A 20,920-nucleotide genomic window follows, 5' to 3' on the forward strand; every position below is an offset into this window, starting at 1 on the left:
GCGTGCATGCTGGTTCTCGGTGATTTGGCAAAGATGGTCGGCATCTATTTCCAGATGCTGGCCATCCCATTCCACGCTCGCATCAAAATCTGCAATTGTTGCGGTTTTCCAAATGTCCTCAGATAGTAATGGAGCCAGTAATTCTCCTCAGGTGGCGATCCACCCTGTCAGATCAGCAGACGACTGGCCGCCGTCTGCCCATTCAACAGTGAGCACGCCATGCGGTTTCGCTGTAATGCTTTTGAGGCGTGGCAGCATGACCTTTTTCCGTTAGCCGGTAAGAGCAGACATTGATTGGTCGAGATTATGACTTATCAAAAATTTCTCCAAGTATCACTGCATCTTCCACAAACTGACCGACGTCGTCACCCTTGACGAATTCCAGCATCGCATAAGCCGTCTTCGTCCAGCCGCTTTCCGGCAATGCAGCGATGCACGCGCGCCAATAATCCGCGCGCTCGCCAAGCGGCAGGCGGCTGGCATCGGCGAGCCAGGCAAAGACATGCAGATGGCAGATGCGGGAGCCGAGTGCGGATATTTCCGTGAGTGCGTCCTCCAGCGGCAGTCCGGGGGCGGGTTGCCAGTAAAAGAAGAGGTTGGGCATCGGCAAGTCCTGCATGAGTTGCAGGGCCGAGGGCAGGGTGTCCGTCAGTGAGTTGGGGTGATATTCGAGGCCGATTGTGATGCGATCGTCGTGCGCCCGGCGGGCGATTGTCGCCAGTGCTTCCGCCGCCGCGCGGCGTTCGCCAGGCGAGTAATCGGCAGACGGGCGTTTGCGGCTGCCGGGCCAGATACGGATATGGCCGGCACCGAGGGCCTTTGCGGTTTCGAGCACGGCAGCCACATCTTCCGGCGTAGAATCCGGCGCAAAGATATAGGAGCCGTAGGACGAGACGGAGAGGCCGGCCTCTGCCGTCCGCGCCGCCACATCCCTTGCATTTTCGAGATCGCCGGGCGGTACATGGATATCCGCACCCCATTCGATTGCCTTGATGCCGTTTGCGGCGGCAAGGTTGATGACGGCCTGTGGCGACAGGGAGCGGAAGGTGACGGAGCAGAGGCCCGGCTCAAAAAATCTCATGCGATCAGTTCCAGATGTTCCGGCCGCACCTGCTGTTGCAGGGGTGCCGCGCGGCAGAAGCGTTCGATTTCGGCAATCGCCATGTCACCGAGCCTTGCGCGTTCAAGGCCGGTGGCGCCGGCGATATGCGGCGTCAGGAACACGTTGGGCAGGCTGTAGAAGGGTGAATCCGGCGGCGGCACTTCCGGGTCGGTCACGTCGATGACGGCTTCGATGCGTCCGGTTTTCAGTTCGGCCAGAAGCGCGTCTTCATCCACCAGCGCGCCGCGCGCCGTATTGATCAGGGTCGCGCCGTCCTTCATGCGGGCAAGCGCTGCCGCGCCGATCATATGCTGTGTCTCCGGCAGGGAAGGCGCATGCAGGGAAATGACGTCGCTCACCGCCACCAGCTCCTCAAGCGAAACGAGACGTACACCGAGCTTTTCCGCCTCCGCAACGCTTAGAAGCGGGTCGAAAAGGATAAGGTTGAGATCGAAGGGCTGCAACAGATTGATGACACGACGTCCGATGCGTGAGGCGCCGACAATGCCGACCGTGAGGCCGAGATTGCCGATGGCCTGCGCCTGCAATCCTTCGACAGGGGCGCGATCTCGGTGCTCCAGATAGAGACGCCGGAAGCCGAAGGTGCGCTTGCCGGCGAGCAGGATCATCGCCAGCGAAAATTCGGCGACCGGCTGCGCATTCGCCTCCGCCGCACTGCACACGGTAACGCCACGATCGAACACCGCCTGCGACAGGAAATATTTGACCGTGCCGGCGGCATGGGAAATCAGCCTGAGGCACGGCATCAGCGCCAGCTCCCGCGCGCCGATATCCGGACAGCCCCAGCCGGTCAGAAGAATATCCGTCCGTGCCAGTTGCTCTTTAACTGCGGGATCGTGGAAATCGCAGATCCGCCTCGTATCGAGAATCTCGACGTTCTGCGACAGCCTGTCGAGCGCCTGCGGTGTCAGCACATGCTGGGTTCGCTCCGGGTCCATGGCAAGGCTGAGACGCGGAAGCGGGCTCGTCATTGCGGCTCTCCCGTTGCCGCCATGCTGCTGACCGAAACGCCCCGTTCGGCAAACAGCCTGTCGAGCGCCTCCATATCCGGAAAGACAGGTGGCGTCGCCAGCGCTTTTTCGCTTTCTGGCCCGGCCATCCCCGCAAAGACCGCGCAGGCAAGTAGGGTTTCGCCCGCCGGAATCTCGCCCCGCAATTGCGGCACCGTGGTCTTGGCGTTGACGAGATTGGTGTTGGGCAGCGCCTTCAGCGCCACGCCGCGGCGGGTTATGCTGGAGCCGAGATCGACAATGTCGGATATGTCCGTGCCGCAATCGGCAGTCGCCCGGCCCGCCTCTTCGCGCACGGCGTCGCGGTCGCCGTCGTTGCAGTTGATAGCGAAGCCGCCTTCGGTCACCGAAAGGGGACGGGCGGAGGTGATCCGGTGCAGCCTTATATGCCAGTCGCCAGCCGCAACCAGCGTCGTTTCAACCGCCACATCCGGGAACGGCTTCCATGTCGCCCGCAGGCTTTCCCCGGCCAGCAGAACCTTTTCGTTGGTCTCGCGCACGCGGTAGTGCAGGCCGTCTTCGGAAAAGGCCAGCATGTTGTCGAAACCATTGGTCTTGAAACCACGCTCGTCCACTTCCACGCCGAAACCGTAACGCGAGGAATAGGCGAATTTGGCATATTTCTCCGGCCCGCCACGCATGGAAAGGTTTTCCTGGCCGCTGGAAAGTGCCGTGACATTGCCAGCGGCCCGCATCAGCACCATGCCGGGATGAGCGAGCGGCTTTGGATTTGCGGATGTTTCAGGCTGTTTTTCCTCCGCCAGCCAGAAGGGGTGGCTTTCCGGCAGGGCCAGCGGCAGAAAGGCCTTGAAGGCCCAGTAGGGCGAGCCCGCCGAATTATAGCTTTCGGACATGGTGAGCTGCGGATAGGCGTAGCCGATGGAGAGCACGCCGTCGCGGTCGGCAATCGGCTTTTTCGCCCACCAGCGCAGATGTTGCAGATAAAGCCCCTTGATTTCGCCCCAGGGCAGCGCCTCCTCATCGGCAAAGGCAAGGCCGGCCCAGAAGCCGCCGCAGGCGAAGCGATAGGTCATGGAGCGGCCGAAGGCGAGCGTGCCGCCATCCTCATCGAACCAGCTGGCGAAATCGCCGGCGAAGAGGCGCGCCCGCTCCCGGTAACGTGCGGCGTAGGCGTCGTCAGGCTTGCTGAGTTTCGAGTAGATCAGGCCGTAAAAATGCATGGCGAAGGCGATGTAATGGTCGATGCGGCGATAATTACCGTCACGATACCAGCCGTCGGCAATATAGAACTCGTCCAGTTCCTTCTGGAATGTTTCGGTCAGGCTGCGGTCGAATTCGATGCCGAGATGATCAAGCGCCATATCGACCATCACCCGGAAGAACTTCCAGTTATTATCGGCGTAATTGCGCTCGCGCGCCGCCAGCAGATAACGCCGCACATTGTCTTTCTGCGCGTCGGAAAGCGGTTCCCACAGGTGCTGCGGCGCAAGCCGCAGCGCAAACCCGATTGCTGCAAGCTCCACCAGCCGCTGGTCTTTCTGGCGCACATCGCCCCAATATTCGGGATGGGAAGGATCGGTGCCCTTGGCAATTCCCTGTGCCAAAAGCGGCCAATGGTCGAATTGGTCGCCGCTCAGCGCAAGCGGTGCGATGCCCCAGAGCGGCCGGGCGAAACCTTCCAGATCGGCCGCCGCCCGGTCGAAATGCGCGGCGGCTCCGCTGAGCGTCACTCTTGCGCCGCCCGGCGAAAAATAGGGAAGAAGCGGCGCGAAACTGTCATCCAGCGCCCGTCGGACATCGGCGCGGCTTTTGAGCGGATTGCCATGCAGCGGATTGAATCTGGCCATGGTGGGCTTACTCATGGTGTCATGCATCGCGTGCTGCCTTTCCCGTCTTTTTCGCCTTTCCGGCCGTCTGTCCTTCCACCAGCTGCACGCCAAGCTGCACCTGACGGGCATTGGCGGAGGGTTCCGTCAGCCGGCGGCGCATCAGTTCCACCGCCTCACGGGCGATTTCTCGACGGTCGACGCGGATGGTGCTGAGACGGGGCGTGGAAAGTTCTGCAAAGGGCAGGTCGTCGAAGCCGATGATGGAAAGATCGTCCGGCACGGCGAGGCCAAGCTCCTGCGCTGCCCCGAGCGCCCCGAGCGCAATCGCGTCATTCATGCAGAAAATGCCGGTGAGTTCAGGGTTTTTGGCCAATAGCTGGCGAACTGCATCGCCTGCCTGTCCGAAGCCGCTATCCGCCGTCGAAAGCAGAAACTCCTCATAGGTCGTTCCCTCTCCCTCAAGAATCGTGTGGCGGAAGCCGCGCATACGCTCCCTTATGGTGTGGCGATGATGCGGGCCGATATAGGCGACCTTGCGGTGCCCGAGTTCCAGAAGCCGCCGCGCCGCCAGCGCCCCACCGTAAAAATTGGAAGGCGAAACGCAGTCCAGCATCATCGAGGGATCGGCGCTGTTGACCAGAACCGGTTGCAGCACACCCTGCGTGATGCGGTGGATGATTTCATCCTCGGGATCGAGACCGATGGCGAGAAGACCGTCCACCTCGCAGACCCGCTGGGTCAGCGCATCATCCACCTGTTTCTGGTGCAAAAGCCGGATGTCGAGTTCGAAACCGTCCGTCTGGGCAAGGCTGCGCAGCATGTCGAAAATATCGTGATAAAAAGCGCCGATATCGCCGGTCGCCCTTTCGGCGGACATGAGGGCGAGGATTTTCTTGCCCTCCAGCGGCACGCCGCCGGTCTGGGTTGTGACCGGCCGCAATGGATAACCAAGTTCCGCCGCCACCCCCAGAACCTTGGTCTGGATCGACGCGCTGATACCCTTTTCCCCTGCAAGAACGCGCGAGACGGTGCTGATGGAAACCCCGGCGCGCTGGGCGATATCCGACTGGCGCGGGCGGCTGATGTCGGGCGTATCGTTCATATCGTCTCCTGCGCTTGCAAAAAAATCTAATATGATGCAAATATTGCAAACTGAGAAAATTTGCAAGAATTTAAGTGGTCAATGAAAAATTTGCAAAACGCGGGAGGAGCAGATGCAAACTATCGACAGACGTGGATTTTTGGTGACGGCGGCGCTGGCCGGTCTCGGCGTGGCGGCGGGCGGTTTTCGCGCGGCCGCGGCCGAAACCCGGCTTCGCTGCGTATGGTGGGGATCTGCCGACCGAAGCAAGCGCACCAACGACGTGATCGCCCTTTACCAGAAGGCAAACCCGCAAACGGAGATCAGCGGCGAAATGATCGCCGGTTCCGATTACTGGACCAAGCTTGCGACATCGATGGCGGGGCGCAACGTTGCCGATATCTTCCAGCTCGAACCTTCCACCATTGCCGATTATTCCGGCCGTGGCGCCTGCATGGAGCTGGACCAGTTCGTCGGCAAGTCGCTCGATCTTTCCACCTTCGGCAAAAGCGAGGTCGATCTCTGCCGCATCGACGGCAAGCTTTACGGCGTCGGCCTCGGGCTGAATTCCTTCTGCATGATGTATGACGCCGACACGCTGAAGGAAGCCGGCGTTTCCGTGCCGCAGGACCAGATCACCTGGAAGGCGCTTTCGGAACTGGCGCGCGATTTCAAGAAGAACGGTCCGGCAAAACGGAACTACTGGGCCGTGCCCTATGGCGCGCGTTATCATTATGTTTTCGATGTCTGGCTGCGCCAGCGCGGCAAGCTGCTGTTTCAGGACGGCACCATCGGCTTCAACAAGGAAGACGCCAAGGAATGGTTCGCCTATTGGGAGGATTTGCGCGAGAACAAGCTTTGCGTTTCCGCCGACATTCAGACGCGTGACGACAATACCATCGAATCCAACGCCCTGACGCTCGGCAATTCGGCTATCGGCTTTGCCTATTCCAACCAGCTTGTCGGTTATCAGAAGCTCAATAAACAAACGCTGTCCATCGGCATGCTGCCGGGCGAGGGGCCGGGCAAACCGACAGGTCATTATTACCGGCCGGGGCTCATCTGGTCCATTTCGTCCACCTCGACCAATGCGGAAGCGGCGGCGAAGTTCATCAACTTCTTTGTCAACAATCTGGAAGCCGGCAAGGCGCTCGGCGTCGAACGTGGCGTGCCGCCAGCCAAGGCCGTGCGCGAGGCCCTGTTGCCGACGCTCAATGAGACCGAGCGCAAGACGGTGGATTATATCGAAAGCCTGTCCGGAAAGACCGATGCCTATCCGGAACCCGCCCCGATCGGCGCCAACGAGTTCGACCGTGGCGTGATGCGCCCCATCGCCGATTCGCTCGCCTTCGGCCGCGCCAGCGTGGATGAAGCGGCGCAAAATCTCGTCGACACCGGCACGCGGACCCTGCGCAAGCGCGGCTGACGACGAAACGGGCGCCGCCACACGGTGTCGAGCCATGTGGCGGTGCTCTTTTTTGTGAAGCGCCCGGGCTGAATGGCGCTTCATGCCTTTCAAAGGCGCCTGTATGACAAACAGCACTGGACAAGTGCATGGCATTTAAGCCAGAAATTCTGATCTGGATCGATAAATCTGAAGATTAGAATATGGCGCCCAATTTTCTCCTCGTTGATGCTGAAAAAGAATTCGATGTCCTGAAGGCGGCGGCGTCGCTGATCCGCGTGCAAATATTAAAGCTGCTGCATGAGGCGAGCGGCCTCAACGTCAACGAAATTGCACAGAGACTGGAACTCCCCCAGTCCACCGTTTCCGCCGGCGTGGCCGTTCTCGAGGAGGCGGGGCTTCTGCGAACCGAAACGCGCAAGGCGCGCAAGGGAAGTCAGAAAATCTGCTTCGCCACCTGCGACGAACTCATCGTTTCGTTCCGAAAACCCGAGGCGCCTGTCACATCAAATTACATCGCGGTCGCCATGCCGCTCGGTCTTTACACCCAAAGTTCGGTCACCGCGCCCTGCGGCATCTGCTCGCCAGAGGGAATTATCGGGCTGCTTGATGTGCCCGATACATTCATGGATCCGGACCGCATGAAGACGGCGCTTCTGTGGTTGACCTCCGGCTTCGTGGAATATCAATTCCCCAATAATGCCAAGATCCAGGGGCGGGAAGTCGAGGAAATCGAGTTTTCGATGGAGGTCAGCTCCGAAGTGCCCGGAACGCACAGCAACTGGCCGTCCGATATTACGCTATCCGTCAACGGCCGGGAAATCGGGGTGTGGACCTCACCCGGCGACTTCGGCGACAAGCGCGGCACGTTTACACCGGACTGGTGGAAGCTCTCCGGTTCCCAATATGGCATGCTCAAGACCTGGCGCATCACCGAACAGGGAACCTATGTCGACGGAACCCGGATTTCGGATGTGACACTGACGGATATCGATCTGACCAGCCACCGTTCCATCCGCTTGCGCATCGAGGTCAAGGCCGATGCAAAACATCCGGGCGGGTTGAATATATTCGGCCGCGGTTTTGGCAATTACGATCAGGACATCATCCTGCGCCTGCGTACCGCGGGCTGAACCCTCAATTTTCAAAAGTATGATTTTCGCGGTTGACAGGCGCGGATTCCCTCGGCAACTATATTATCAAATATGGTTCATATCATATTTTAAGATATAAATGCGCAGGGAGGAGAGCCTTATGAAAGCGCGGGTTTCAGTCCACCGGGACTTCCGGATTGGGCGTATCGACGATCGTCTTTATTCCGCCTTCATCGAGCATATGGGGCGTGCGATCTATGGTGGGATTTATGAGCCCGGCCATCCGCAGGCGGATGCGAATGGCTTTCGCAAAGACGTCCTGAAATTCGTGCAGGACCTGAAAATTCCCGCGATCCGCTATCCCGGCGGCAACTTCGTGTCAGCTTATCGCTGGGAAGACGGCATCGGCCCGCGCGATCAGCGCCCCATCCGTCTCGACCTTGCTTGGCGTTCGAAGGAAACCAACCAGATCGGCATCAATGAATTTGCCGACTGGGCGCAGATGGCAGGCATCGAGATGATGCTCGCCGTCAATCTCGGTTCCCGTGGGCTGGACGATGCCCGCAACTTCCTCGAATATGTGAACTTTCCAGGAGGCACGGCTCTCAGCGATCTGCGCCGCAGCCACGGCACTGAAAAGCCCCACGGTGTGAAAATGTGGTGCCTCGGCAACGAGATGGACGGCCCCTGGCAGATCGGCCACAAGACGGCTGTGGAATATGGCCGCCTCGCCAATGAAACCGCCAAGGCCTTCAAGGGCTTCGACCCGACGATTGAAGCGATTGTCTGCGGCAGTTCCAATGACGGCATGCCGACCTATCCCGAATGGGAGCGCGAGGTGCTGGAGGAGTGCTACGAGAATGTCGATCATATCTCGCTGCACAAATATTTCGGCAATAGCAGCCGCGACACGCTGAACTATTTCGGCAAGATCGAGGAAACCGGGCGCTATATCCAGACGATTGCCGGGGTCATCGATTACGTGAAGGCGAAGAAACGCGCCAAGAACGATGTTTCCATCTGCTTCGATGAATGGAACGTCTGGTATCACATCCGCGAAGAAGACGGCAAACGCATCAAGAGCTGGGACTGGCCGGAAGCGCCCGCACTTCTGGAGGAAACTTACAACTTCGAGGATGCGCTGTTCGTCGCCGGTCTGCTCAACGAGTTCATCCGCCGTTCGGACCGGGTGCGCATCGCCTGCATCGCCCAGCTCGTCAATGTCATCGCCCCCATCCGGGCGGAAAAGAACGGCCCGGCCTGGCGGCAGACGATCTATTATCCCTATCAGTTCGCCTCGCTTTATGGCCGTGGTGTCGCGCTGAACATCGCCGTCGATTGCCCGACTTACGATTGCAACGCGGCCGATGACGTCAAATATCTCGATGTTGCCGGGGTTTATGACGAAGCGGAAGGTGTGGTGACGCTGTTCGTGCTCAACCGACATCTGACAGAAGCGGCGGAGATCGATGTCAGCTTCACCGGCTATTCATCCGCCACGCTCAGCCTGCATCTGGCCATGGCGGGATACGATTTGCGTGTCGGCAACGGGCCGGACCAGCCGGATCGCGTCGTGCCGGTGCCGGGCAGTGGCGTCGCCGTGGAGGACGGGGCATTGAAGGGTTCGGTGCCAGCGCTGTCCTATCACGTGCTTCGGCTGAAGGTTCAGTGAGGCGACCATGGGTGTCCGTCTCAACAATGTCGCCAAGTCCTTCGGATCCTTCGCGGCGATCCGGGATGTTTCGATGGAAATTCCAGCCGGCAGCTTTGCGGTCTTCGTGGGGCCTTCCGGCTGCGGAAAATCGACCCTGTTGCGCATGATCGCAGGCCTAGAGGAAACCAGCGGCGGGCGCATCGCCATCGATGAGCGTGATGTCACCGCAGTCGAACCGGCGGATCGCGGCGTTGCGATGGTGTTCCAGAACTATGCGCTCTATCCGCATCTGACGGTGTTCGAGAACATGGCGTTCAGCCTGCGTCTTGCGCGCCGGCCGAAGGCGGAGGTGACGGAGAGGGTGGGCGAGGCCGCGCGCGTCCTCCAGCTCGAGGAGCATCTGCACAAACGGCCCTCGCAGCTTTCCGGCGGGCAGAGGCAGCGCGTGGCCATCGGCCGCGCCATTGTCCGGCAGCCGAAGGTATTCCTGTTCGATGAACCGCTGTCCAATCTGGACGCCGAACTGCGTGTGCAGATGCGGCTGGAACTGACCCGGCTTCACCGCAGGCTGGGCGCGACGATGATCTATGTCACGCATGACCAGGTGGAGGCCATGACGCTTGCGGACAGGATTTTCGTGCTGAAGGGCGGCGTCGTGCAGCAGGCGGGTGCGCCGCTCACCCTTTATGACGATCCGGACAACCGGTTCGTCGCGGGCTTCATCGGCTCACCAGCGATGAACTTCCTGCAGGCGCAGATTGTCGAACAGCGAAACGGCGTCGTGACGCTTTCGCTCGATGGCGGCGAAAGACATCTCGAAGCACGGCTTTCGCAGCCTGTTTCCGCCGGCCAGCGGGTCGAGATCGGCGTTCGGCCCGAGCATCTGACGATAACGCAGGAGGGCGCCTTGCCCGTCAATGTCGAGGTGGCGGAGGAGCTGGGGGATGTTTCCTATCTCTACACCCGCGCGCCCTCGGGCAAGGAAATCATCGTGCAGCGGCAGGGCTCACGCGAGAGTCTGGATGGCCGGTCCGTGTCGCTCAGCGCTTCGCCCGAACACATTCTGGTGTTCGACAGCGACGGCAAGAGATTGCGATAGGCGCGAGGAGGCGCCTTTCGATTGAGCAGACCGCCTCTTCAAGGGGTGTTTCCACATAAACGGGAGGAGTGAACGATGCGACTGATCAAGACATTGCTTGTTGGCACGGTTCTGGGTTTGACTGCCCTGCCGGCGCTGGCCAAACAGGATATCGTCTGGTGGGACTTTCTGTCCGGCGGCGACGGCGTGCGCATGAAGGCGTTGATCGATGCTTTCAACAAGGAGCACCCGGATATTCAGGTCAAGGGAACGACACTGGAGTGGGGCGTGCCCTTTTATACCAAGGTGCGAACCGCCTCAGCCGTCGGCGAGGGCCCTGACGTCATGACCTATCATCTGTCCCGCGCGCCCCTGGCGCTGCAGGAAAAGGTGCTGAGCGAAATCACCGACAAGGACCTTGAAGATGCGGGACTGAAGAAAGACGATTTCTTCAGCGCCCCGCTTGAGGCGGCGACCCATGACGGCAAGCTTTATGCCGTGCCTTTCGATATTCACGCGCTTATTCTTTACTACAATGCCGATCTTCTCAAAGGCTCGCCCTATATCGATGCCGAGGGCAAGCTGACCGGCATCAAGACGATGGATGACTTTGAGAAGGCGTTGGCCTGGGCGAAGGAGAAAGGCGTCGAGACACCGGTGACCTATCAGTCCGGCGGAGAAGCCGGGGTCTGGCGTGTCTTCTATACGTTGTTCTCGCAACAGGGCGGCGAACTCGTCACCAATGGCGAGGTTCTGGCTGGCGACAATGCCGAAAAGGCCGCCAAGGCAATCGACACCATGTCGAAATGGCGTGAAAACGGCTGGGCGCCCGAGCAGGCGGAATATCCTGCTTCCGTCGCGCTTTTCTCTGCCGGGAAATCCGCCTTCCAGTTGAATGGCGTCTGGGAAGTGCCGACCTACAAGGATCTGGAGAAGAACAACAAGCTGGGCTTCAAATGGAGCGCGTTCGAGGTTCCACCCTTCATGGGCAAACGCGCCACCTGGGCGGATTCACACGCCTTTGCCATCCCCAACCAGGGCGACAAGACCGTTTCGGGTGAGAAGCGCGCAGCCGTCATGAAAGTGATCGGCTGGATGGAAAAACACGCCATCAGCTGGGCCGATGCCGGCCATATCCCGGCCTATAAATCGATCACCGAAGGCAGCGACTACAAGGCGATGCAGCCGAATGCGACCTATGCGTCGCTTGCGGAAGCAGCTGTGTTCGATCCGAAAACGACGATCACCGGCGTTGCCTCACCCGCTTATGATGCGGCGCTCAACGTCATCGCGCCGGCCATTCAGGGCTTCATGAGTGGCACGGATGCGGTGGCACAGATCAAGGAAGAGCTGCAAAGCAAGCTGAAGTGACAGGAAACCAGCCCTCCGGTCTATGGCCGGAGGGTGCCTGCAATGCATGAGGTCCCGGAGATATCCCATGGCTATGATTGAAAACCGGCGCAAGAAATCGCTGATCGCGCTGTCGATGGTGACGCCGTTCATCGTGGTCTTCGTCACCTTCTTCCTTTATCCTTTGATCGAGATGGTGCGCATCAGTTTTACCAATGCGCCGCTGATTGGCGACGGTGACTGGGTAGGGCTGGCCAACTACACCAAGTTGCTGAGTGACAAGCTTTTCGTCACCTCCCTCAAGAATAACGGCTATTTCGTGCTTCTGACTGTCGTGCCGACAACAGTCATCGCCCTGATGATTGCTCTTGCCGTCAGCCGCCTGTCGGGTGTCAAGCAGACGATCGCAATGAGCCTGTTCTTCCTGCCCTATGTGCTGCCGGTGTCTGTCGTCACTGAAATCTGGGCATGGATGCTCGATCTGCAGTTCGGTATTCTCCAACCGGTGATTTCGCTGATTGCCGGAAAGCCGGTCGCGGTATTCAAGAACCCATATTGGGTGATGCCCATGGTCGCCGTCGTCACCATCTGGTGGACGAATGGCTTCAACGTGTTGCTGTTCATCGCGGGCCTTCGCAATATTCCGGCTGAGCTTTATGAGGCTGCCTCGCTGGACGGTGCAACGACGTGGCAACGCTTCTGGCGCGTCACCTGGCCGCTGTTATGGCCGGTGACAGCTCTCGTGCTCACTCTGCAACTGATCCTGCAACTGAAGATATTCGACCAGATTTATCTGCTCAGCGGCGGCGGACCCTTCAATTCCAGCTTCGTGCTGCTTCTCAAAGTCTATCGTGAAGCCTTCCAGCTCAACAATGGCGGTTACGCCTCCGCTGTCGCTACCGTGCTGTTCCTGCTGATCATGATCGTTTCCATTCTCCAGTTCCAGCTGCTGCGCATCCGGAGGAACTCATGAGCCTCACAAGAAGACTAGAAAACATTATCCTGACCGTGCTGACCTTTTCGGCCGCACTGGTCTGGATTTTCCCGCTCTACTGGACGTTCGTGACGTCCATCCGTTCGGATGAGAATGTTGCCGGCAACACATCATTGATCCCCGATGAATTCCGGCTGAGCGCTTATGTCAGCGCCATCTTCAACACGAAATTGATGAACTGGTACATCAACTCCGTTGGCACGGCGGCCATCGTCACCGTGTCGGTGCTGCTGATCTCGATGTTATGTGCTTATGCCCTGTCGCAGATACGTTTTCCGGGCCGGCGGCTGCTTTATGGCATCGTGCTGGCCAGTTTCATGGTGCCGGCGCAGACGCTGGTCGTCACGCAATTCATCCTGATGAAGAACCTTAACCTTATCAACACCTGGGCGGGCATCATCCTGCCGCAGCTCATCACGCCCATCGTCATCATTGTCTACAAGCAGTTCTTCGACAGCGTGCCGAAGGAGATGCGCGAGGCGGTAGTTCTGGATGGCGGCGGCGAATATACCATTCTTTTTAAGGTCTATCTGCCGCTTAACTGGGGCATCACCACCGCTATGGCGATTGTGACGTTCATCACGGTGTGGAACGCCTTCTTCTGGCCCTTCCTCGTCGTCACCTCGGAAAACATGATGACCATCCCTGTTGGCATCACCCAGGTCAACGACACTTTCGGGGTCGCCTATGCGCGGCTGATGGCCATCGCCATGCTGGCGGCGCTGCCGGTCATCATCGCCTATGTCATCTTCCAGCGGCGTGTAACGGAAGCGATCATGATTTCGTCAGGCGTAAAAGGGTGACGGCCGCACCCGTCGCATGATGCGACGCGCCTGCCAAACAGGCTTGATCTTAATTGCGGGTCCGGCGCGGAGAGAGAATATTCCAAACCGTGCCGGACATGTCTCGCAGAAGGGTCAAACCGCGAGCAGCTTCTCGTTTATGCTTCTGGGTGTCTCCGCCATACCTTCCGCTTCGATCCGTTTGCCGGTGGCCGGATCGAAAAAATGAAGATGGGCGGGTGGAAGATCGAGATGGATGCGCTGGCCGGGTTTTACGGAAAGGTCCTCACCGATGGCGGCGGAAAAGGTCTCGCCTGCGATATCGGCATGCACGATGCGGCCCGAGCCCAATTCTTCGACGAAATCAACAACCGCCGGTACGCCGGCGCCATCCGTGCTGACCACGCACTGCTCCGGGCGGATACCGACCGTAACGTCGCGACCGCGCAGTTCCAGCGCGATTTCGGGGAATAGTTTCACCGGCGCGCCATTCAGCATCACGGCGGGGGATTCCACCTCCACCCTTGTGCTGAACAGGTTCATGGCCGGCGAGCCGATGAAGGACGCCACGAAGGTGCTGGCCGGGCGGTGATAGATATCCAGCGGATGGCCGACCTGCTCGACATTGCCCTTGTTCATCACGACCAGCCGGTCGGCCAGCGTCATGGCCTCCACCTGATCATGAGTGACGAAGATGGAGGTGGCGGAGAGGCGCTGGTGCAGCTTGCGGATCTCCGCGCGCATGGTCACGCGCAGCTTGGCGTCGAGGTTGGAGAGCGGCTCGTCGAATAGAAACACCGCAGGTTCGCGGATGATGGCGCGGGCCATGGCGACGCGCTGGCGCTGGCCGCCGGAAAGGGCTGCCGGCTTGCGCTCCAGATAATCGGAAAGGCCGACGATCTTTGCTGTCTCCTCAACGCGGCGCTGGCGTTCGGCTTTCGCAACGCCGGCGACTTTCAGCGCATAACCGATATTACCGGCAACTGACATATGCGGATAAAGCGCGTAGTTCTGAAACACCATGGCGCAGCCGCGCTCACGCGGTTCCAGCATGTTGACCACACGCCCGCCAATGGCGATCTCGCCGGAGGTGATATCCTCCAGACCGGCGATCATGCGCAGAAGCGTGGATTTGCCGCAGCCCGAGGGGCCGAGGATGACGACGAATTCGCCGGAACCGAAAGAGAGGTCCACGCCGTGCAGGGTGGGCGTCTTGCCATAGGATTTGCGGACCTGACGGATATCGATCTGAGCCATGATTATAAAACCTTTGTTGAAAGCCGCGCTGTCACTTGTCGGACGAGACGAGACCGCGGACGAACCAGCGTTGCAGGAAGGCCACGACGAGGAGCGGCGGCAGGATGATGATGAGGGAACCGGCCAGCGTGACGTTCCAGTCCGGCGTGCCGTCATCGGCGGGCAGAAGCGCGCGCAGCGACATCATCACCGTCTTGTAGGACGGGTCGGTGATCATCAGCAGCGGCCACAGATACTGGTTCCAGGCATAAACGAACATGATGGTGGTGAGCGCCAGCATGTTGGTGCGCGACAGTGGCAGCAGCATATCCACAAAGAAACGTGCCGCACCCGAACCGTCCATGCGCGCGGCTTCCGCCAGTTCGTCTGGGATCGTCATGAAGAACTGCCGGTAAAGAAAGGTGCCGGTGGCGGTGGCGATCAACGGAAGAGTGAGGCCGGCATAGGAGTTCAGCAGGTTCCATTCGAGGGTGATCTCGATGCCGAACAGGCCGAGGACCGAGCGGAACGGCTGGAAAACATCGGCGGCGACCGAATAGGTTGGCACCACGCGCACTTCGAGCGGCAGCATAAGGGTGATGAACACCGTCCAGAAGAACAGATGCCTGAGCGGCGAGCGGAAGAATACGATGGCAAAGGCGGTGAAGGCCGAAAGGGCCACCTTGCCGATGGTCACCAGCGTCGCCATGATCATGCTGTTGAGGAGGGCATTGCCGAGATTGGCGCGTTGCCATGCCGCCTGTGCATTTGTGAAGAATTCGCCCTGCGGCATGAAGTTGAAGGGGACGCTGTTGACCTGCTGGACCGACTGGCTGGCGCCGGAAATGACGACGATGAAGGGGCCGATGAGCAGGAAGAAACCGGCCACCATGATCGCATAGGTCAGGGCGTCGGCATAGGGTGTGCGCTGGATCATCGCCGCCTCACTTGTAATGGACTTGCCGCTCGACGAAGCGGAACTGGATGAAGGTGAAGACCATGATGAGGCCGATGAGGACGAGGCTCTGCGCCGAGGCGCCGGAATAGTTCAGTCCCTCGAAGGCCTCGCTGACGATGCGGTAGACCATCACTTCGGTGGCGTGGTTGGGGCCGCCCTCCGTGGTGGAGGCGACGATGCCGAACGTATCGGCGCCAACGAAACCTTCGGTCATCATGATGACGGTGAGAAAGAACAGGGTCGGGGCCAGCAGCGGCACCTGAATGTCGATGGCGCGGCGAACGGGCCCGGAGCCGTCCATGGCGGCGGCCTCCGTCAGCGAACGCGGCACGGATTGCAGGCCGGCGAACAGGAAGATGAAGGTGTAGCCCGCCCATTTCCAGATGAAGATGACGATGACAAGGATGAGCGCGTGCTCGCCGTATTTTGCAGGGTTCCAGATATCGGGCCACCAGGAATTCAGCGATGCGGCGATGCCGCGTTCAGGCGACAGGATGAAACGGAAGGCCATGCCGGCGGCGGGACCGGCAATCGCGTAGGGCAGGATATAAAGCACCCGGAAAAAGCCGGAGCCGGGAAGCTGGCGATCGACCGCAAGGGCGAGCACAAGGCCGATGAGGATCGCGAAAAACGGCCCGGCCACCGCAAATATCAGGCTGGTGAGGATCGATTGCCAATAAAGCGGATCGCCGAAGGTTTCGATGAAATTGGCTAAACCGACGAATTCCGCCTGGCCGCCGAAAGGCGGCTCCAGGGTGAATGCCCAGTTCAGCACCGCCGCAACCGGCCAATAGAAGAACAAGAGGATGAGCAGGAACTGCGGCAGGGCGAAGAGCACAGGCAGCCATGTGCTTTTGAAGACGGTACGCTTTTCCATTGGAAACCGGCAGGGTTCGAGAATTCGGCGGGCCTGCCCGAACCATGTCCGGACAGGCCTTTGACGGCGATGAAAGCGGGCTTAGTTCAGCTTGGCGCTTTCATAGGTCTTTTCGAAGCGGCGCAGGCCGGTATTGGCGCGCTCGACGGCCTTGTCGAGTTCAGCCTGGATATCCGCGTTCTGCATGAAGATGGCTTCGAGCGAGGTGGCGACTTCCTTGCGGATCTGCGTGAAACCGCCGAGGCGGATGCCGCGGGTATAGTCGGACGGCGGCGTGAACGTCAGGCTTTCGATGGCCTTTTCGCGGCCCTTATAGGGAGCCTTGTCGTAAAAACCGTTGGCCTTCATGGCGTCGAAGCCGGTCTTGGTGACCGGAATGTAACCGGTGACCGTCGACCACCATTCAACCATATCAGGCTGGGCGATGAAGTTCAGGAATGCGGCCGCACCCTTGTATTCGGCGTCCGGACGACCGGCCATGACCCATAGCGAAGCGCCGCCCACCAGCGAGTTGTGACGCTCCGTGCCCTTCCAGATCGGCAGCATGGCGACGTCCCACTTCACGCCTTCCGGCATGGATTTGCCAACGGTGCCGTGGTTGGCGATGGAGGTCATGAACATCTGGCAGGTCTGGGAGGTGAAGGCCGGCAGGATATCCATGCCGAGCTGCTTGGTCTTGACGACGAACAGCTTCTCGTCCTGCATCTTCTTGAAGAATTTCACATGGTCGACGAACTTGGTCTTGTTGATCGCAAGTTCCGCGTCGAGGCCCTGATAACCATTCGCCCTGGTGGCGATCGGCTGGTTGTGGATGGCGGAGAACTGCTCCATCAGCATCCATGTGTCGAAATTGAAGGCGAGCGGGCATTCGAAGCCGGCGGCTTTCAGCTTTTTCGAAGCCTCTTCGACCTGTTCCCAGGTGTCGGGCTTGAAAGTGACGCCGGCTTTTTCGAAAGCGTCGACGTTGTAATAGAACATCGCGGTCGAAGAATTATAGGGGAAGGAATTCAGCTCGCCTGCGGCCGTGGCGTAATAATTGGCGATGCCGGGGAAGTAATTGTCCCAGTCGATCTTGTAACCATTGTCAGCCATCAGCTTCTTGGCTGGAACGAAAGCCTTGGACAGCATCATGTCCAGCGTGCCGGCGTCATAAATCTGGGTGATGGCGGGCTGCTTCTTGGCACGATACGCGGCAATGGTGTTCTGCAGGGTGGATTCGTAATCGTTTTGCGAGGTGCAGACGATCTCGAATTCGGTCTGGGATTCGTTGAACTTCTTGCAGGTTTCCTGCACGCGGTCGCCGAGATCGCCGGAAAGACCGTACCAGAATTCGAACTTGGTCTTTTCTGCCTGGGCGGCCGTGGCGCCGAAGGCGGCGGCGATGGCGACGCCGGCCACGAAGGAAGTCAGAGCGGAAGATTTCATGAGTTAGCCCCGTTGATGGAATGATGGCCTGCTCGGCAAGGACCTCATGTCCCCGGCACGTAGCCACGGGCTCTGCTAACAGTCGTATTTAACGGATCGCTTACATTTTGTTGAACGTTTTATGATGACTGGCCGCGCAGCGTATTCTGCGCGGCGAAAAAAGTGCGACAAATGCGGAAAATCGGAATGTAACCTTGTTTATCAAGCACTTACTGTTTCCGGATTGCGTCGCTACTTACTGCTGAACAGCTTTTTCCAGTCAACCGCGACGTGCAGCCTCGATGGCGGCGACGTCGATTTTCTTCATGTCCATCATCGCGTCGAAGGCGCGTTTGGCCTCCGCGCCGCCGGCGGCCATGGCCTCCATCAGCACGCGCGGCGTGATCTGCCAGGAAACGCCCCATCTATCCTTGCACCAGCCGCAGGCGCTTTCCTCACCGCCATTGCCGACGATGGCGTTCCAGTAACGGTCGGTTTCTTCCTGGTCTTCGGTCGATATCTGGAAGGAGAACGCCTCGCTCTGCTTGAAGACCGGTCCGCCATTGAGGCCGATGCAGGGGATGCCTGCAACGGTGAACTGCACCGTCAGCACGTCTCCCTTCTTACCGGAGGGAAAGTCGCTCGGCGCATGGTGAACACCGGTTACCGCGCTATCCGGAAAGGTTTCGGCGTAAAATCTGGCCGCGGCCTCGGCATCCTTGTCGTACCAGATACAGATCGTGTTCTTTTCCATCTGTGTGTTCCTCCCAAGTTGGAATCGCCCTCGTGCCGGCACGTAAATGCGCCGGCAATTGCCGGTTCCCCATTCGGTATAGAATGCGGCCAAGTCTTGAACGTTCCAAAAAAGAACGGCGGCAAGGGAACATCGATAGACACCACTCTGCCACGGTTTCCGCAACCGCAGATGACGAACATCAACTTTATCCTTAAATATTATTTAAGAATGCAATCATAATATTCACTAATGATTTTGAATAGAAATCATCCCTTTCTAATGGAGGACTGCGCGTGAGTATTCTTGATCGTGGTGCCAATGCTTTTGCGGTTCTTGCCGCGCTTTCCAAATCCCAGGCCATCATTGAATTCGACCTTTCGGGAAAAATTCTCAACGCCAACGAGAATTTCTGTCGGGCGCTCGGTTACGAGCTTTCGGAAATCCTCGGCAGGCACCACAGCATGTTCGTGGAACCTGCGGTTGTGTCTTCTGAGGATTACAGGGCCTTCTGGTCCAAGCTTTCGGCCGGTCAGTTCGATCAGCGGCAATATAAGCGCATCGGCAAGGGCGGCCGGGAAGTCTGGATCGAGGCGTCCTACAATCCGGTGTTTCGTCGCGGCAAGCCGGTGAAAGTGGTCAAGATCGCCACCGATATTACCGACCGCAAACTGAAGGCGGCGGAAGACGCGGGCAAGATCGACGCCCTGTCTCGGGCGCAAGCCATCATTGAATTCTCCCCGAACGGCGAGGTTTTGACCGCAAACGAGAATTTTCTGGCCGCGCTCGGTTATTCGCTGGCGGAGGTGCAGGGCAGGCACCATTCCATGTTCTGCGAACCGGCCTATACGCAGTCGCCGCAATATAAGCAGTTCTGGGAAAGGCTGGCCGGCGGCGATCTCGTGGCGGACGAGTTCATGCGGCTTGGCAAGGGCGGCCGCAAGGTCTTCATTCAGGCGTCCTATAACCCGATCTTCGATCTCAACGGCAAGGTGTTCAAGGTCGTCAAATTCGCGACTGACGTGACCGGCCGCGTCGAGAATGTCGAAAAGCTGGCGCAGTGCCTCACCGATCTGGCCGAGGGCGATCTTGCCCAGAACATCGACAAGCCCTTCATCCCCTCGCTTGATAGATTGCGCACGGATTTCAACGCGGCTTCGGAAAAGCTGAAAAGGGCCATGACGCTGGTGTCTGAAAATGCAGGCGCCATTTCTTCCGGTTCCAACGAGATCAGGTCTGCTGCCGACGATCTCGCCAGACGCACGGAGCAGCAGGCCGCCTCCATCGAAGAAACGGCAGCTGCACTGGAGGAAATCACCACCGCCGTCAACGATTCCAGCCGCCGTGCCGAAGAGGCTGGCAAGATCGTTGCCCGCGCCCGTGACCACGCGGAACATTCGGGCCAGGTGGTGCGCGATGCGATCGGCGCCATGGACCAGATCGAAAAATCATCGCGAGAGATTTCCAATATTATCGGCGTGATCGACGAAATCGCCTTCCAGACCAATCTTCTGGCATTGAATGCAGGTGTTGAAGCCGCCCGTGCCGGCGAGGCGGGCAAGGGTTTTGCCGTGGTTGCGCAGGAGGTTCGCGAACTCGCACAGCGTTCGGCAACGGCTGCCAAGGAAATCAAGAGCCTGATCAATGCCTCCGGGGCGCAGGTGGAGAACGGTGTCGGCCTTGTCACAAGGGCCGGCTCGGCCCTGCAGGAGATCGCCGAGCAGGTGCATGACATCAACACCAATGTCGTCGCGATTGTCGATGCCGCGCGCGAACAGTCCACGGCGCTTGCGGAAATCAATCAGGCGGTCAACACTGTGGATCAGGGCACCCAGCAGAACGCCGCCATGGTCGAGGAGCAGACCGCCGCAAGCCACAGCCTTGCGCGGGAAGCGGCGGCCCTGTTCGAACTTCTCGGGCAATTCCGGTTCGATGACACTCCGCGCTCCTCCGCCTCTGCGCGCAGCGGCTTCGAGCAGCAATCTGCGCCGGCGAGCTCGCATCGCAGCGCATCCCGCCCGCTTGCAGCGCGCGGTTCCGCTGCGGTTGCCGTCAAGCATGAGGAGTGGCAGGACTTTTAGAGTGAGGCCTCAGTTCCTGTGAAGCCGGTGGTGAGCCCATATTCTCTCGTCATCGGTCCTGTGCCACTGCCATCCGGTTTAAATTCCTGATGGCAGTGGCACAGGGCCGATGATGACGTCGAGAGAATATTGACGGTCCATTACTGACTTGAAAGTGGCTGCCCGCCGTCCTCGTCCCGTCCGATCGCGCCAGTCCGTTCGATGTTCGATACGTGATGACAAGCCGCAAAGCTGGGCATATCTTCCGGATTGGCCGATAATCGGCACATC

Annotated in this window: 17 protein-coding genes; 8 read left to right on the top strand and 9 right to left on the bottom strand. The window is 59.2% G+C overall.

The annotated features are described in order from the left end of the window. Positions 1-304: 304 nt before the first annotated feature. Genes O9X91_RS11455 through O9X91_RS11470 form a run of 4 tightly spaced genes read right to left on the bottom strand, consistent with a single transcriptional unit; the run spans position 305 to position 5,025 of the window. Positions 305-1,081, bottom strand: coding sequence for a sugar phosphate isomerase/epimerase family protein (locus O9X91_RS11455; RefSeq protein ID WP_269833934.1), 777 nt, complete (start codon positions 1,079-1,081; stop codon positions 305-307). Next, positions 1,078-2,094: a hydroxyacid dehydrogenase gene (locus O9X91_RS11460; RefSeq protein WP_269833935.1), complete on the bottom strand. Its 1,017-nt coding sequence runs from the start codon at positions 2,092-2,094 to the stop codon at positions 1,078-1,080. Before O9X91_RS11460 ends, O9X91_RS11455 begins: the two co-directional genes overlap by 4 nt. Beyond that, a complete protein-coding gene (locus O9X91_RS11465) occupies positions 2,091-3,968 on the bottom strand; it encodes a DUF2264 domain-containing protein (protein ID WP_269833936.1) in 1,878 nt (625 codons plus the stop codon). Before O9X91_RS11465 ends, O9X91_RS11460 begins: the two co-directional genes overlap by 4 nt. Next, a complete protein-coding gene (locus O9X91_RS11470; protein WP_142913945.1) occupies positions 3,961-5,025 on the bottom strand; it encodes a LacI family DNA-binding transcriptional regulator in 1,065 nt (354 codons plus the stop codon). Before O9X91_RS11470 ends, O9X91_RS11465 begins: the two co-directional genes overlap by 8 nt. 112 nt (positions 5,026-5,137) lie before the next feature. Between O9X91_RS11470 and O9X91_RS11475 the strand changes: the two genes are divergently transcribed. The 7 genes from O9X91_RS11475 to O9X91_RS11505 all read left to right on the top strand — a co-directional run bounded on the left by O9X91_RS11475 (position 5,138) and on the right by O9X91_RS11505 (position 13,382). Next, on the top strand, positions 5,138-6,430 hold the full coding sequence (locus O9X91_RS11475; RefSeq protein ID WP_142913944.1) for an ABC transporter substrate-binding protein: 1,293 nt from the start codon (positions 5,138-5,140) through the stop codon (positions 6,428-6,430). A gap of 182 nt (positions 6,431-6,612) precedes the next feature. Beyond that, on the top strand, positions 6,613-7,542 hold the full coding sequence (locus O9X91_RS11480) for an ArsR/SmtB family transcription factor (protein ID WP_142913943.1): 930 nt from the start codon (positions 6,613-6,615) through the stop codon (positions 7,540-7,542). Between the two features lie 121 nt (positions 7,543-7,663). After that, positions 7,664-9,175 carry an arabinosylfuranosidase ArfA gene (gene arfA, locus O9X91_RS11485; RefSeq protein ID WP_080796248.1) on the top strand — a complete coding sequence of 504 codons (1,512 nt, stop codon included), beginning with the start codon at positions 7,664-7,666 and terminating at the stop codon, positions 9,173-9,175. 7 nt (positions 9,176-9,182) lie between these two features. After that, complete coding sequence (locus O9X91_RS11490) at positions 9,183-10,256, top strand: ABC transporter ATP-binding protein (RefSeq protein ID WP_269833937.1); 1,074 nt, start codon at positions 9,183-9,185, stop codon at positions 10,254-10,256. Positions 10,257-10,331: 75 nt separating this feature from the next. Beyond that, entirely contained in the window at positions 10,332-11,606 is a 1,275-nt protein-coding gene (locus O9X91_RS11495; protein ID WP_269834307.1) for an extracellular solute-binding protein, read from the top strand. A gap of 67 nt (positions 11,607-11,673) precedes the next feature. Then, entirely contained in the window at positions 11,674-12,558 is an 885-nt protein-coding gene (locus O9X91_RS11500; RefSeq protein ID WP_162520600.1) for a carbohydrate ABC transporter permease, read from the top strand. Further along, positions 12,555-13,382: a carbohydrate ABC transporter permease gene (locus O9X91_RS11505; RefSeq protein WP_063949887.1), complete on the top strand. Its 828-nt coding sequence runs from the start codon at positions 12,555-12,557 to the stop codon at positions 13,380-13,382. Before O9X91_RS11500 ends, O9X91_RS11505 begins: the two co-directional genes overlap by 4 nt. A 114-nt stretch (positions 13,383-13,496) precedes the next feature. Here the strand turns inward: O9X91_RS11505 and O9X91_RS11510 are convergent, their stop codons facing one another. The 5 genes from O9X91_RS11510 to O9X91_RS11530 all read right to left on the bottom strand — a co-directional run bounded on the left by O9X91_RS11510 (position 13,497) and on the right by O9X91_RS11530 (position 18,590). Beyond that, positions 13,497-14,618, bottom strand: coding sequence for a sn-glycerol-3-phosphate import ATP-binding protein UgpC (locus O9X91_RS11510; RefSeq protein WP_137412082.1), 1,122 nt, complete (start codon positions 14,616-14,618; stop codon positions 13,497-13,499). Between the two features lie 31 nt (positions 14,619-14,649). Further along, the gene (locus tag O9X91_RS11515) at positions 14,650-15,534 is read right to left on the bottom strand and encodes an ABC transporter permease subunit (RefSeq protein ID WP_077984175.1); all 885 of its coding nucleotides are present in this window, start codon (positions 15,532-15,534) and stop codon (positions 14,650-14,652) included. Between the two features lie 7 nt (positions 15,535-15,541). After that, entirely contained in the window at positions 15,542-16,432 is an 891-nt protein-coding gene (locus O9X91_RS11520; protein ID WP_077984174.1) for a carbohydrate ABC transporter permease, read from the bottom strand. An 81-nt stretch (positions 16,433-16,513) separates the two neighbouring features. Continuing rightward, positions 16,514-17,857 carry an extracellular solute-binding protein gene (locus tag O9X91_RS11525; protein WP_269833938.1) on the bottom strand — a complete coding sequence of 448 codons (1,344 nt, stop codon included), beginning with the start codon at positions 17,855-17,857 and terminating at the stop codon, positions 16,514-16,516. 259 nt (positions 17,858-18,116) lie between these two features. After that, positions 18,117-18,590 carry a VOC family protein gene (locus O9X91_RS11530; RefSeq protein ID WP_142913940.1) on the bottom strand — a complete coding sequence of 158 codons (474 nt, stop codon included), beginning with the start codon at positions 18,588-18,590 and terminating at the stop codon, positions 18,117-18,119. A 275-nt stretch (positions 18,591-18,865) separates the two neighbouring features. Here O9X91_RS11530 and O9X91_RS11535 point away from each other — a divergent pair, with 275 nt between their 5' ends. Further along, positions 18,866-20,650, top strand: coding sequence for a methyl-accepting chemotaxis protein (locus O9X91_RS11535; protein ID WP_269833939.1), 1,785 nt, complete (start codon positions 18,866-18,868; stop codon positions 20,648-20,650). Positions 20,651-20,920: the final 270 nt, after the last annotated feature.

The organism is Agrobacterium salinitolerans (assembly GCF_027498475.1).
GTDB lineage: Bacteria > Pseudomonadota > Alphaproteobacteria > Rhizobiales > Rhizobiaceae > Agrobacterium > Agrobacterium salinitolerans.